Origin of the sequence: Niastella soli (assembly GCF_017742245.1) — a bacterium.
GTDB lineage: Bacteria > Bacteroidota > Bacteroidia > Chitinophagales > Chitinophagaceae > Niastella > Niastella soli.
Window position 1 is genome coordinate 245,636 of the sequence record NZ_JAGHKO010000014.1, and the last position, 13,077, is coordinate 258,712.

14 protein-coding genes and 1 tRNA gene are annotated in these 13,077 nt (G+C 44.2%); 11 read left to right on the top strand and 4 right to left on the bottom strand.

Going from position 1 to position 13,077, the window contains the following annotated elements; translation table 11 throughout:
• Nucleotides 1-124: 124 nt before the first annotated feature.
• A complete protein-coding gene (locus J7I42_RS35790; RefSeq protein ID WP_209143243.1) occupies nucleotides 125-286 on the bottom strand; it encodes a GIY-YIG nuclease family protein in 162 nt (53 codons plus the stop codon).
• A 93-nt stretch (nucleotides 287-379) separates the two neighbouring features.
• A tRNA-Val gene (locus tag J7I42_RS29980) sits at nucleotides 380-454 on the bottom strand.
• 183 nt (nucleotides 455-637) lie between these two features.
• Between J7I42_RS29980 and J7I42_RS29985 the strand changes: the two genes are divergently transcribed.
• The 7 genes from J7I42_RS29985 (at nucleotide 638) to aat (ending at nucleotide 4,618) form a co-directional block, all read left to right on the top strand.
• Entirely contained in the window at nucleotides 638-1,462 is an 825-nt protein-coding gene (locus J7I42_RS29985) for a helix-turn-helix domain-containing protein (protein WP_209143244.1), read from the top strand.
• Nucleotides 1,463-1,514: 52 nt separating this feature from the next.
• On the top strand, nucleotides 1,515-2,024 hold the full coding sequence (locus J7I42_RS29990) for a hypothetical protein (RefSeq protein WP_209143245.1): 510 nt from the start codon (nucleotides 1,515-1,517) through the stop codon (nucleotides 2,022-2,024).
• Nucleotides 2,025-2,381: a hypothetical protein gene (locus J7I42_RS29995; RefSeq protein WP_209143246.1), complete on the top strand. Its 357-nt coding sequence runs from the start codon at nucleotides 2,025-2,027 to the stop codon at nucleotides 2,379-2,381.
• A 34-nt stretch (nucleotides 2,382-2,415) separates the two neighbouring features.
• On the top strand, nucleotides 2,416-2,922 hold the full coding sequence (locus J7I42_RS30000) for a hypothetical protein (RefSeq protein ID WP_209143247.1): 507 nt from the start codon (nucleotides 2,416-2,418) through the stop codon (nucleotides 2,920-2,922).
• A gap of 62 nt (nucleotides 2,923-2,984) precedes the next feature.
• Nucleotides 2,985-3,440, top strand: coding sequence for an SRPBCC family protein (locus J7I42_RS30005; RefSeq protein ID WP_209143248.1), 456 nt, complete (start codon nucleotides 2,985-2,987; stop codon nucleotides 3,438-3,440).
• Between the two features lie 195 nt (nucleotides 3,441-3,635).
• Nucleotides 3,636-3,932 (top strand): ATP-dependent Clp protease adaptor ClpS, encoded by a 297-nt coding sequence (locus J7I42_RS30010; protein WP_209143249.1) that lies wholly within the window; start codon nucleotides 3,636-3,638, stop codon nucleotides 3,930-3,932.
• 38 nt (nucleotides 3,933-3,970) lie between these two features.
• Nucleotides 3,971-4,618, top strand: a complete 648-nt coding sequence (gene aat, locus J7I42_RS30015; RefSeq protein WP_209143250.1) for a leucyl/phenylalanyl-tRNA--protein transferase — start codon at nucleotides 3,971-3,973, stop codon at nucleotides 4,616-4,618.
• A gap of 51 nt (nucleotides 4,619-4,669) precedes the next feature.
• Here the strand turns inward: aat and J7I42_RS30020 are convergent, their stop codons facing one another.
• Together J7I42_RS30020 and J7I42_RS30025 are read right to left on the bottom strand one after the other, a co-directional pair.
• Complete coding sequence (locus J7I42_RS30020) at nucleotides 4,670-5,161, bottom strand: hypothetical protein (protein WP_209143251.1); 492 nt, start codon at nucleotides 5,159-5,161, stop codon at nucleotides 4,670-4,672.
• A 628-nt stretch (nucleotides 5,162-5,789) separates the two neighbouring features.
• Nucleotides 5,790-7,160: an exonuclease domain-containing protein gene (locus J7I42_RS30025; RefSeq protein ID WP_209143252.1), complete on the bottom strand. Its 1,371-nt coding sequence runs from the start codon at nucleotides 7,158-7,160 to the stop codon at nucleotides 5,790-5,792.
• A gap of 159 nt (nucleotides 7,161-7,319) precedes the next feature.
• Here J7I42_RS30025 and J7I42_RS35485 point away from each other — a divergent pair, with 159 nt between their 5' ends.
• The 4 genes from J7I42_RS35485 to J7I42_RS30040 all read left to right on the top strand — a co-directional run bounded on the left by J7I42_RS35485 (nucleotide 7,320) and on the right by J7I42_RS30040 (nucleotide 12,927).
• Entirely contained in the window at nucleotides 7,320-7,442 is a 123-nt protein-coding gene (locus J7I42_RS35485; protein ID WP_262898167.1) for a hypothetical protein, read from the top strand.
• 1,267 nt (nucleotides 7,443-8,709) lie between these two features.
• Nucleotides 8,710-11,376: a valine--tRNA ligase gene (locus tag J7I42_RS30030; protein WP_209143253.1), complete on the top strand. Its 2,667-nt coding sequence runs from the start codon at nucleotides 8,710-8,712 to the stop codon at nucleotides 11,374-11,376.
• A gap of 121 nt (nucleotides 11,377-11,497) precedes the next feature.
• Nucleotides 11,498-12,034: a phosphatase PAP2 family protein gene (locus J7I42_RS30035; RefSeq protein WP_209143255.1), complete on the top strand. Its 537-nt coding sequence runs from the start codon at nucleotides 11,498-11,500 to the stop codon at nucleotides 12,032-12,034.
• 269 nt (nucleotides 12,035-12,303) lie between these two features.
• Nucleotides 12,304-12,927 (top strand): phosphatase PAP2 family protein, encoded by a 624-nt coding sequence (locus tag J7I42_RS30040; protein WP_209143257.1) that lies wholly within the window; start codon nucleotides 12,304-12,306, stop codon nucleotides 12,925-12,927.
• Nucleotides 12,928-13,077 lie beyond the last annotated feature (150 nt).

The following is a 13,077-nucleotide window of genomic DNA, read 5'->3' on the forward strand; positions in this document are numbered from 1 at the left end:
CGGGATGCGCTGAACCAGTCAGGTTCCTGTATGATTTGCAATAAGTAATTCAATTTTTTTACGACTTTTCCATGCCTTAATTTCCCGCTCACGTTGATAGGCTGCTGTTTTTGTAGCATACGTTTCAGTATAAAACAATTATCCAGTCGCCGACGTTACCTGTAAATCCTTTGTGATTGGAATTATGCCTTCGTAATCGTCCCGATAAATCATCACCCGTGTGCCCAATGTAGTATCGATCGAGCGTAGAGGAGAATACTTTCTCTGAAATCCCCCAACTTTTCAACCTGATCCATCCTTTTCAACCTGATCCGAGAATAATATGTAGACATGAAATGGCATAAAAAAAGGCTCACTAATCAGTGAACCTTTTAACCTGTGGGAGTTGACGGGCTCGAACCGCCGACCCTCTGCTTGTAAGGCAGATGCTCTGAACCAACTGAGCTAAACTCCCTTATATCGTTTTTGGTTAACTTCTAACTTATTCTTTCCCAAAACTTTCTCTTTTCTTTCTTTTCTTGCTACCCTTATTCCGTTTTGGGAGTGCAAAGATAAGGGTTGTCACATTTCCACCAAATTTTTTTACATTGATAATGAATATTTTTTTCAATAATTTGCAGGCACCTACCTATTTAAAATGGACTACCGAATCATTCTTCCGCCAAAAAATTTACAACCCTTTGTTAGATACTTCTGGGTGCTGGAGAATAATGGCGTGGCCGATTCAACTGTAACGTTTAGTCCGCTCGCCGATGGCTGCCCCGGTATTATGTACCAGCAGCCCGATAAAGGCACTTTCCATTTGTCAGAAAACAACCAACAACTTTCCAGCATTTTTCTGTACGGACAAACCATTCAACCCGCCAAAATGGTGTTAACCGGCAAGGTGAGTACGGTAGGCATTTGTTTACAACCCCATGCCCTGCAATCTGTTTTTGGCATCGATGCACATGAATTGACTGGCACCTGTGTTGACCTGGGCCTTGTACAACATAAAAAAGAGAAAGTATTGCAGGAAAAACTATTGGCAGCCGCCAGTATTGAAGAACAGATCAACCTTATCTCGGCCAGCCTGCTGAAAGCAGCCGAACAACATAGCCAAAAACAGGACGCACTTACCAGTTTTGCTATTTCAGCCATCACCCGCGGCAAGGGCGCGGTTTCATTTGCGGAACTACAAAAACATTTGCAATTATCTGAACGCACGTTGGAACGTCGGTTCAAACAATCAATAGGCATTTCAGCAAAACTCTTCTCGCGTATTTGCCGTTTCCAGGAATCACTTACCCAACTTCGAAGGAATAACTACGATAAATTATCAGATATTGCCTACGAAAATGGTTATGCCGATCAATCACATTTTATACGTTCCTTTAAAGAATTTACCGGCGTGTCTCCTTTCGACTATAAGAAAGAACTGAAAGAAGTGGCAGAAAACTTTCCCGTGCATAAGAAGGAATAGCTCTTGATCGAAATTGAACAGTCGGCCAGAAAAAATCTTATTCTAATACTATATGCGATACACCTTAACCTTTGTATTTATTTTTTCTCTTATCCGCACCAACGGACAACCACTTTTTCATTATACGGACACGTTACATCATTTCTCCATTGATGTTCCAGAAAAATGGAAATATGAGACAGAACGGGAGGGGGTAGTATTTCAGGCAAGCAGGATTCCGCATGGCAGGGATACAGCCCGGGATGTTGTTAATGTGAACATTATAGAAACGCCCAGGAACCTGGAAAGAACGTTTGCAGTTTATCTTAAATACATAAGCAAAACTCCCAATTTTCAACTGATTGCAAAAGGAGATACCACACTAAATGGAATGCCGTTCAAATGGATAGTAACATTATCCAGCAATTTGGTCAATAATAAAATACCCATGCAGAATTATGACCTGGTCACCGTAAAAAACGGCAAAACATATATTCTGACCATGATGACATTCCCTCATACATATATTAAGCGCAGGCCATTATTTAATAGAATTGCCAACAGTTTTAAATTCCTGGACTAAATGCTCGACAACGACTTTTTAATTAAACTGGAATGGGAAACTATCCCCAACGCATTGCAGGAAATTGCCAACCCAGAGACCCAATACTTCTGGTGTGATGGTGTTATGGCAGATGTGGAAGCTCCCGACGCATCATACACAAAGAAATTTATAAATGATAAAAGATACCTACCCCTCCAGGCCTATGTTGGCAATGACGGGGGAACAAAATATAAACTTATTTTACACTTTGGCCCCAAGGCATTGAGCCGGTTTGCCCGGGACCTGTCTATAGCAGAATGCATTCCTGACACCCATGCTTCGGAATGGTTTACCATTGATGTGCAGAATCAAACGATCGAAATACAACTGCTGTAACTACCACTGTAGAAAAGAAAAATACTTTTTAATCATGTGGACACTCTCCTCCGACTATATAAACAACCTGTCTTTTCACTATATTGAAACCTATTCATTCCGAAGGGGCTCAGCATATGAGAAACTGAATGCAGAAAATGCTGATCTTGAATACAACGGCTATATAGAGGATGAAAATGGGCAATTTTTTCCTTATAGTATAAGAACAGGTACTTTCCAACATGACCACCCGATAGCAATCCAGGTCAAAAATCTCTTACAAATAGAGATCGAACATCATGAAAAATACTTGTGTGCGCCCGTTTATCGCGACGCCATTATTTTTTATGATCAAACACAACGGAGTGTTTCCAGCCTGAACATTTGTTTATCCTGCTGCTACATGCAAACTGATATCGGGCTACTAAAAGCAGACTACAAGACCTACGGTTATTTAAAAAAGTTATTTCTTGAATTAGGGCATGATGTAGAGAATCCGGAATACAACATTATTGATGACATAGAGGCCATGAAGACGAAAATCAAAAAGCCGAAACGCTAATACCCAAACAATTGTCGGCCATAAACGTTAAGCATATTGGATAGTGTCAAAAACAATACTTTATGCCGGATTTCATGACAAACCTGATCGAAAAAACAATTGTAATAAATGCGCTGGCTACTGACGTTTGGAAGGCCCTGACCCAACCGTTCCTGATGAAACAATGGATGGGTGAAGAAGAAATGAACCTGCATATTCAAACCAGTTGGACAGTTAATTCGCCTATCACCATTTCAGGTTTTCATCACCTGCCATTTGTCAACAAAGGAACCATCCTGGAATTTGATGAGGAGAAAGTGCTGAGCTATTCGCACAACAGTTCTTTATCGCGCCTGGCCGATGAATCTGAAAATTATTCTGTCATTAAATTCAATTTATCCCCTGCGGAAACGCAAACAGCGGTAACACTTACTATTACTAATTTTCCCACAGAAGTTATTTACAAACACCTGGAATTTTACTGGCAATCGACCATCGTATTGTTGAAGAAATTTGTAGAAAACAGCAAACTTATTTAACAGACAAACCTGCTCCTACCCACCCCTACGCCAAACCGGGAAAAACGGGAGAAACACTCTTTTTTTGTATAACCTACACTTTATTTATTCTGAATGAACGATTTACGTAGAAAACGTCCCTTATTAAAAACCCATAAAAGAGCTTGCTGGACGATCGGTATTTGTATAAATTTGTAGCGGATTAAACCATACTTTATGGCTATTGATGCGCCAGTAAAACCACATTATGAAGAGGATACCGATGTACTTACCACATTGGACGAACCATACAGCCTGATTGTATGGAACGATGAGGTAAATACATTTGAATGGGTTATTGAAACCCTGGTTGAGGTATGCGGTCATACAACAGAACAGGCTGAACAATGCGCTTATATCATTCACTTCCAGGGAAAATATGCTGTGAAGCAAGGATCTTACGACGATTTAAAACCACAATGCGATGCCATTACCGATCGTGGTATTGGCGCCACGCTTGAAGTACTGACCTAACTTTTGCCTGCCACTTTCCTATCAACTCCCAACCCGGCATGCCTTTATTTGCTTTGGATAATGAAATAATATTCCCTCCCGTTCACCTGGCTGAACCAGATGGGTTATTGGCTGTAGGTGGCGACCTCTCAACCGAACGTTTGTTACTGGCCTATCGCCAGGGTATTTTTCCCTGGTACGAAGGACAACATATTTTATGGTGGTGCCCCAACCCGCGCTTCATTTTAACCCCTGCAACTTTGAAGGTGAGCAAAAGCATGAAACAATTATTAAAAAAACAGGCGTTCACCTTCACCATCAATAAAGCATTTGCTGAAGTAATTAATAATTGCAAAAGCATTGACCGGCCCGGACAAAGCGGCACCTGGATCACTAATGCAGTGAAGGAGGCTTATATCAGGCTACACCGGCTGGGGTATGCCCACAGCGCAGAAGTTTGGTTGAACAAGGAACTGGTAGGTGGTTTGTATGGCATAAGAATGGGCAAGGTGTTTTTTGGCGAAAGCATGTTCAGTAAAATGAGCAATGCCAGCAAATATGCGTTCGTCAGCTACGTACATCTATTGCAACAGGAAGATGTACAGTTAATAGATTGCCAGGTTTATACAGAACACCTGGAAAGTCTGGGAGCACACATGATACCGCGTGATAATTTTATTCAACTATTAAATGAGTTGATCCCATAAAAAAGGGAGGCTTCCAAAGAAGCGCTCCCAAATGAAGTGAGTGATCAATAATTATTTTGTGTAAGTAACCACCGAATAATGTTTCAGGGAAGTAACTTTTAGCTGATCGTTCTTTACATACACTTTTTTGTACTCGCGAAACTGATCATGGTTATCCATAAATCCAACAATGCAGGATAATTTATCTTCCCCTTTTTGAATTACAGGTTTTGGCGGCGTGCCTACGTTGGGGAGAAACAAGGTATCCTCACCCTCCATCTCTTCATACTTTAATTTCATCAGATACTGAAAAGTTTTGGATGTTTCATACAGTTTCACAGAAAAATACCAATCATTTAACGGATTTTCAGTTTTCTGTTTGTACTCCGCCACCGGCTCGCCACTTACCGCAGTGCGATACATCGGTACCTTTTCTGCAGGCGGCGTTTGGTCAGCAGGAACTGTTGTTTTGGCAGCATCTTCGGTCTTTACAGTATCTTTGGGTGCTGTCTCACGACACCCAGCTGCCAACAAACAACATAGCAACAAATTACTTTTTTTCATAGTGTGGTTATATTTACAAAAGCGTTGTTATCGTCCACAAGTATAATACCAAAATGAATTGAAATATTAAGAATTACAGGGGAGGTTTATATGATTTATAAAATTGATAATGGTATTGGGTGGGATTCCTGGGGGAGAAAGGGCAGATTGACAAAGGGTTGACAGGTTAACACATTGACAAGTCTACATTACTCTGAGCGGAGTCGAAGGGTCAGCAAAGAGACCGAGCGTCCTGAGCGAAGTCGAAGCGTCGAGGGCTCAATTGGGAAGAATATCGCAGGTATTAAATTTCGGGAGCCGGCCCAGCTTTGCGGGGTGACAAGGAGAAAGAAGGCTGATAGGGTTGATAAAGTTGATGGAGTTGATAAGAGTAGGAAGTTGAAAATCGAAGGTTGTGAGGCGAACAAGTGAATGGTGAGTGGTGAATCGTAGAGTGAACTCGCTATTATTTATGAATCCTAAATAATAGCGAGCCTACTCACAACTGACAATTGCCCATTGCCTCGCCCGCCGAAGCCTTGGCGTAGGAGGGCCGTCGCCGGAAGCGCATTAAACTATCAGTCGGAGATAGCCCATTGCCTATTACCCATTGCCTATTCCCCATTGCCCATTGCCTATTGCCCTCCCCCTACTGAAATACGACCTTCTTATTAGGATACCGCTCCACATATTGATATACCAATCCCCGGATATAATCGTTCTCCGGATATTGCTGCAGGTAATTCTTCAATTCTTCCTGGCTGGTAATACCCACGCCGGCAGGAATGTATCCCATCCCATAAAACTTCCCTTTCTCCATTAAGATACAACTGTGCTCATCGCGTTCATTACCGGCATCCACCACCGCAAAAGTGGGCAGCCAGTCTTCCAGCCATTGCAAGGCATCGTGCACCCGTCTATTATATACCTCCACCGCCTCTTTATGGTCGCAGGCACCCAAACAGGTATTGTCGGCTGTTCCCGTACAGGGCCCGGGCGCAGTTTGCATAAAACACAATTTGGGACATAAACTAAATCTTTCTATCAGCTTATTCAACAACCGGTGCCCTTCCAATAGTAAATTGAAAGTGTACAGCGGTTGCATATGTTTCTTCTTTTTATCAATGGCCAGTCGGATGTACCCGCCGCCATCTTCAAACATGTATAAACCATAAGTATGGGCGAACCTTTTCTGACTGCTGTTGAATTCGGGCCACAGGCGTTTAATCTCTACACTTTCCAGAATAAAAGCCATCAGTTCGGTACTGCAGGATTGATAGGTAATACTGTGAATGTGCCGTAGAAAATCCTGTCGTTGTTTGCCCGAACCATTATGTGTGAAATGGCTGCTCACGCGGTATTTCAGGTTCTTGGCCTTTCCCACATAAATCACTTTACCGGTTTGATTATGGAAATAATATACACCCGGCGTATATGGCAATTGGTCTACCTGTTCTTTGGGCAGGTTGGGCGGCAGCGATTGTTCTTTGGCGCCCCTTTTTATAAATTGCTGAATATGTGGTTCGGCGTTATGCTGCAGCAAATGTTCCAGCAAACGTACGGTGGCATCGGTATCGCCACCGGCCCGGTGCCTGTTAAAAATGGTAATACCGAAATGATTGCACAGATTGCCCAGACTATAAGAAGGCAACCCCGGGAACACTTTCTTCGACAGCCGAACAGTACACAGTTTGTTACAGTTCAGCTCATACCCGGCTGTACCAAAATGATGTTTTAAAAAAGAGTAGTCGAAATTTACATTATGGGCCACAAAGATCTTCCCCTGTAACAGCTCAAATATTTGAGGGGCTACTTCTTCAAAAGAAGGCGCCGCGGCCACCATGTCATTGGAGATGCCCGTTAAAACCTGTATATAATACGGGATGTTGCGAACCGGTCTAACCAGGGTCTCAAACCGATTTATTACAGATTGTCCATCATGCAGCACAATAGCGATCTCAGTTATGTCGTTATTGGCTGCGTACCCCCCGGTTGTTTCTATATCAACGATAGCGTACATAGATTAATCGTAAAGTTACAAAGAACGAACGAAACCGGAAGAACGGCAAAATCGCCCCCTTTAGTTCATAACAAGGTGATTATAAGCCATTCATACAATCCTACCCCGTGAGTGTTTAATCCGTCCCGCATTGTTAAACCTCTAAAAAATCCGTTGTCTATGCAAAAATTTGACTTGCAGCAAGCCAAACAGGAGACCAACGAAAAGAGGACTAAAATTGCAGTGATCGTATTATTTTTCACTGCACTGGTTCTGTTTTCTTACTGGTTTACCCAAAGCTAATCGCTTTGCCCCTCATTAGGAATTTACGTTTCTGTATGAAGCGCAAAGCTGATAACCGTCACAAATAGCTGTCTTTGTGCTTCATACTTTTTCCCGTTTTTAGACTACCCGGGGCGCACAGCCCCTCTATTTCACCTTTTTTTATAGGCTAATCATTTGCAGGAATGGCAGTTGTGTATTACATTTGTCATGGCTTAACAATCAATAGCCTGGCATTACTCCTAATTGGAATATATCCTTCCTGAACAACCACAGCGTTAATAGTACCACCCTTTTATATCTTTCCGTAAGCCTGTGAAGACCGTTTGCATGATCGTACTACGTAAGAATTTAAAACTCTAAAAAAACACACGTAGCGTATGAAAAAGACATCGCATCATTTCCATTTGGGCGAAAACGGTAAAGTAGTATTAATGGCAATTGGCTTCTTAGCTTTTATCATGTTGCTGTCGTACCTGTATTGGTATGCTTAGTAACAGTTAGTGCAATACCTTCTTACCGAAACACAAAAGCCTTCCAGTATCTGCTGACATAAGATATTGGAACAGAAATTATTTTGTAAGCATCTGGCAACCAGCGAGGTGCTTTTTTTATGCGCATAACTCATTGTTCCTTTCAACATGGGAGTAACTTCACGATTGCCGATTGCCGATTAACGGACCTGAGCGTAGCGAAGGTCCTGTTTGCCGTCTGCCTTTTGCCGTCTGCTCTCGGCTGAGCCGAGACCGTTTGCCGTCTGCACACTGTAGGGTACTTGTCTGGAGGTGGTCAGATAGTGGTCAGCGGGTTGTCTGGGAGTGGTCATAGGAACTACAGTCCCCAGAGCATATCCAGAACACCGGGAGACAATATCCAGACCATTAGGCTACCATTAAACTACCATTTCGATACCATTTCACTACCAATATAATAGGATTCAGCCCATGAAGGTGAGATCAAACAGGGGTATTACCCGGACCTAACAGGGAGAAACTCCCTTTCAGGTCCCTGTGAGGTCCTTGTGAGGTCCTTGTTAGGTCCCTGTTTGGTCGGCATTAAACCATAAACGGTCCATCAAAGATCCCTGACCCAGATAGAAATTATGTATTCATATGGAGCGCATAGCGCGAAACCGCGAGTCTTTAGTTGTTTTTCTATTGCCCATTGCCCCCGCCTTTGCAAAGGCTTCAGCGGGCAAATCATTGCCTTTTGCCTATTGGCTATTGCCCATTGCCTACTGCCCTTGTTTTAGTACCTTTGCACTCCCTTAAAGCAGATTTATAAATCTATGGAATTAAGCAAGAATTATCAGCCCGAAGCGGTGGAGGACAAATGGAGTAAACATTGGAAATCAAAGAGATATTTCAACAGCACCCCCGATGAGCGCAAACCGTTCACCGTGGTAATACCCCCACCCAATGTGACCGGGGTTTTACACATGGGCCATACACTGAACGAAACTGTGCAAGACATACTGGTGCGCAAAGCACGCATGAGCGGCTTTAACGCCTGCTGGGTTCCCGGTAGCGACCATGCCTCCATTGCCACTGAAAGTAAGGTAGTGCAAATGCTGGAAAAGGAAAAAGGCATCAAAAAAAGCGACCTTACCCGCGAGGAGTTCATGAAACATGCTTATGAGTGGAAAGAAAAATATGGCGGCATCATTTACCACCAGATAGAAAAACTGGGTTGTAGTGTTGACTGGGACCGGGTTTCTTTTACCATGGACCCCGATTACTACAAGGCTGTTATCAAGGTTTTTGTTGACCTCTACAATAAAAAAATGATCTACCGCGGCGCCCGGATGATCAACTGGGACCCCGCCGCCAAAACCGCCCTCAGCGATGAAGAGGTGGAATATAAAGAAATACAAGGCAAACTGTATTACGTAAAATATGCAGTGGCCTCGGCCGATGGCCAGCCTTCTGCGGAGTTTATTACCATCGCCACCCAGCGTCCTGAGACCATCATGGGCGACTCTGGCGTTTGCGTAAACCCCACTGACGAACGTTTTGCTCACCTGAAAGGCAAAAAAGTGATCGTTCCGCTGGTAAACCGCGCCGTACCCGTGATCTTTGACGAATATGTTGATCCCGCATTTGGTACCGGCGCCTTAAAGGTTACTCCAGCCCACGATATCAACGACTATAACCTCGGGTTAAAACACAACCTCCCTGTAATTGACACCCTCAATGAGGATGGCACCCTGAACGAGGCTGCCCAGGTATTTGTGGGTATGGACCGTTTTGAAGCCCGTAAAAAGGTAGTAGAAACGTTACAGGAGCAAGGTTTGCTGATAAAAGAAGAAGAATACACCACCCGCATCGGGCTGTCACAACGCAGCATGGCTGTGGTTGAACCCCGTATTTCCACCCAATGGTTTGTGAATATGAAGCCGCTCGCCGAACAAGCGTTGGCTGCCGTAACCAGTGGCGAAGTACGCATTCACCCCGGCGATAAATTCCTGGCCACCTACAAGTACTGGCTGGAGAATATAAAAGACTGGTGTATCAGCCGTCAATTGTGGTGGGGACAACGTATTCCCGCCTGGTACGACGATAAAGGCAATTGCTATGTAGCCGAGACCGAGGAAGAAGCCGTTCGTCAATGGGCCACCAACACCCATTCCATTGAAGTAAGTTCTAAACAAGACAACCCCTATACAACACATCCTCTGACTCAGGACATAGATGTTCTTGATACCTGGTTCTCGAGCTGGTTATGGCCTATTGAAGTGTTCAAAGGTGTTACCCACCCCGGCAACCCCGATATCAATTACTACTACCCTACTTCGGTACTGGTAACCGGACAGGACATCATCTTCTTCTGGGTAGCCAGAATGATCATGGCGGGTATGGAATACATGGACTTAAAACCGTTCAGCGATGTATACTTTACCGGCATGGTGCGTGATAAACAGGGCCGGAAAATGAGTAAGAGCCTTGGCAACTCACCCGATCTGCTGATGCTGATCGATAAGTTCGGCGCCGATGCGGTTCGCTTTGGCATCATGATCTCTTCTCCTGCGGGTAACGACCTGTTGTTTGATGAAACATCGCCCGAACAGGGAATGAGATTCAATAACAAGTTCTGGAACGCGCTGAAGCTGGTAAAAATGTTCGAAGCCAAAGTGAGCGATACAGCCACATCCGGTTCAAACTCGTTTGCTATTACCTGGTTCGAGAACAAACTGCAAGCCGCCAAAGCAGAATTGGAGCAACACTATAAAGATTTCAAACTCAGTGAAGGCTTAAAGACCCTTTACTCGCTGATCTGGGATGATTTCTGTAGTTATTACCTGGAATGGATTAAACCGGGTATTGACCAGCCTATGGACAAAGCAGTGTATGAAAAAACCGTATCGTTCTTTACTGAACTGATGCAACTGCTGCACCCTTACATGCCATTCGTTACTGAAGAAATTTATCATTTGCTGGCTCCGCGTACGGAAGACCTGTGCGTACAACAATTAACAACTGCTTTACCATTTGATCCCGTAATTTTGAAAGAGGGTCAGTTGTTAATAGACGTAATTACCGGCCTGCGCGATGTTCGGATCAAGAATGAGATCAAAACAAAAGAACCGATCAGACTGTATATACAGAGCGACAACAATGAGCTTTACAAAGCCATTGAGACTATCCTAAAAAAACAAGTCAATATTGAGCAGTTATACTTTGTTACAGAACCTGTAGTGCAAACCATTACAACTGTAATAGACAAAGACAAATTTTTCATTGAGACTGAACGCCCCGTAGACACAAGTGCGCAAAAAGAACAATTATTAAAGGACCTCGAGTACTACAAAAAATTCCTCGAGACAGTTAATAAAAAGTTAAGCAATGAACGCTTCGTACAATCTGCAAGGCCGGATGTCGTTCAATTAGAGCAAAAGAAAAAAACGGATGCTGAAGAAAAGATCAAGGTTCTTGAGGAAAGCCTGTCAAACCTCTAACTGTAAGCAAACCCCGGTTTTAACTATATTCAAAAGCATACTGCTCTTTGCAGTATGCTTTTGTTGTTTCAAACCCCGAGCCGTTTGCCAAACTAAGTACAGTTTCGATCAACACATTTTGATGGAGATGCAGGAAAGCCGAACGTCTGGGAAGACCAGCGTAATGGAAGGCATTTCCAACACCACGCAGATGGTAAGCCTTGCGGTGCCGCTTGCCGTGGTGGCTGCCGGGCTGATCGACAACAACAAGATGACCCTCAAAAAAGGGTTGTACCTGACTGAGTCGGCAGCTGCGTCTGTCTTCATCACTTTTGGAATGAAGTATGCATTTCAGCGGTCGCGTCCCTATTCGGTAACACCGGGCCTTACCAAGGTCGCCGGGGGTAGTGGTCCTTCGTTCCCGTCGGGACATACGTCTGCCGCCTTTGCCACCGCCACTTCGCTCACCCTGGCCTTTCCCAAATGGTATGTGGCCGTTCCAGCCTATGCCTGGGCAGCCTCTGTAGGATATTCAAGAATGTACCTGGGTGTGCATTACCCTTCAGATGTGCTGGCAGGGGCCGTAATTGGCGCCGGCAGCGCCTGGTTGATGTACAAGGCCAACAAGTGGTTGTTTAAAAAGAAACCCAGCGCCAGCGAGTTACGTCCGGCCTTTTAATGGGCAATGGGCAATTGTGAGTTGTCAGTTGTCAGTTGTGAGTGGGCTCGCTATTACTTGGGATTCACAAATAATAGCGAGTCCACTCACGATTCACCACACACTTACCTGCCTGCGGCTCACAACCTTCCTACCTCTTACTTCCTACCTCTTACTTCCTACCTCCTACTTCCCTTATCAACTCCATCAACCCTATCAACCTTCCCCCTCAACTCGCTTCTAAATTCAAACAGGATCATATTGTAGTTTAGGGATGAAATTCTATTCCGATGATCATCCGTAACCTGCTATTGATAGTAGTTTGCTTATCTTTTTTACATCCTGCAGCGCAGGCCCAAAGGACCAGCCTCGACGTACAGGTATTGAACGAAATGATGGAGAACCGCCATGAAGACCCGGTTGAGATCTATCAACAAATTTCCAATACCACCAACTACATCAGTATGCTGGCGCCCATAACCGTGCTGGCAACAGGTCTTGTCCGCAATGACAGGGTCACCCTCAACAAAGGATTTTATATGGCTGAAAGCCTCGCCGCTTCTTCTTTTATAACTACCGGTCTTAAATATGCCTTCAAACGGCACCGGCCTTTTGCCGATCATCCGTTTATTGTTCCTGCCAGTAATGGCGGCAGTCCCTCCTTCCCTTCTGGTCATACGTCGGAAGCCTTTGCTACGGCCACGTCATTAACTATGGCTTATCCCAAATGGTATGTGGCGGTGCCTGCCTATGCCTGGGCATCTTCGGTGGGGTATTCAAGAATGTATTTGGGCGTGCATTATCCCAGCGATGTACTGGCAGGCGCTATCGTTGGCGCCGGCAGTGCGTGGTTGATGTATCGGGTGAATAAGTGGCTGGTGAATAAGAAACCAGCAACGGCCTTAGTTTACTAGCAGTGGTTTATGAATGTGCAATGGGCAATCGTGAAACGTGAAAGTCCTTATTGCAGATATTATCGGCAATCCTGAATCGGCAATCGGCAATTGTCAGTTGTCAGTTGTCAGTTGTGAGTTGTGAGTAGGCTCGCTATTATTTAGGATTCA

Bases quoted from the DNA above. Each gene is read 5' to 3' on its own strand.
- J7I42_RS29990 (WP_209143245.1), top strand. From the start codon at position 1,515: ATGCGATACACCTTAACCTTTGTATTTATTTTTTCTCTTATCCGCACC.
- J7I42_RS30005 (WP_209143248.1), top strand. From the start codon at position 2,985: ATGCCGGATTTCATGACAAACCTGATCGAAAAAACAATTGTAATAAAT.
- J7I42_RS30040 (WP_209143257.1), top strand. From the start codon at position 12,304: ATGATCATCCGTAACCTGCTATTGATAGTAGTTTGCTTATCTTTTTTA.
- aat (WP_209143250.1), top strand. From the start codon at position 3,971: ATGCCTTTATTTGCTTTGGATAATGAAATAATATTCCCTCCCGTTCAC.
- J7I42_RS30035 (WP_209143255.1), top strand. From the start codon at position 11,498: ATGGAGATGCAGGAAAGCCGAACGTCTGGGAAGACCAGCGTAATGGAA.
- J7I42_RS30025 (WP_209143252.1), bottom strand. From the start codon at position 7,160: ATGTACGCTATCGTTGATATAGAAACAACCGGGGGGTACGCAGCCAAT.
- J7I42_RS29985 (WP_209143244.1), top strand. From the start codon at position 638: ATGGACTACCGAATCATTCTTCCGCCAAAAAATTTACAACCCTTTGTT.
- J7I42_RS30030 (WP_209143253.1), top strand. From the start codon at position 8,710: ATGGAATTAAGCAAGAATTATCAGCCCGAAGCGGTGGAGGACAAATGG.
- J7I42_RS29995 (WP_209143246.1), top strand. From the start codon at position 2,025: ATGCTCGACAACGACTTTTTAATTAAACTGGAATGGGAAACTATCCCC.
- J7I42_RS30010 (WP_209143249.1), top strand. From the start codon at position 3,636: ATGGCTATTGATGCGCCAGTAAAACCACATTATGAAGAGGATACCGAT.
- J7I42_RS35485 (WP_262898167.1), top strand. From the start codon at position 7,320: ATGCAAAAATTTGACTTGCAGCAAGCCAAACAGGAGACCAACGAAAAG.
- J7I42_RS30020 (WP_209143251.1), bottom strand. From the start codon at position 5,161: ATGAAAAAAAGTAATTTGTTGCTATGTTGTTTGTTGGCAGCTGGGTGT.
- J7I42_RS30000 (WP_209143247.1), top strand. From the start codon at position 2,416: ATGTGGACACTCTCCTCCGACTATATAAACAACCTGTCTTTTCACTAT.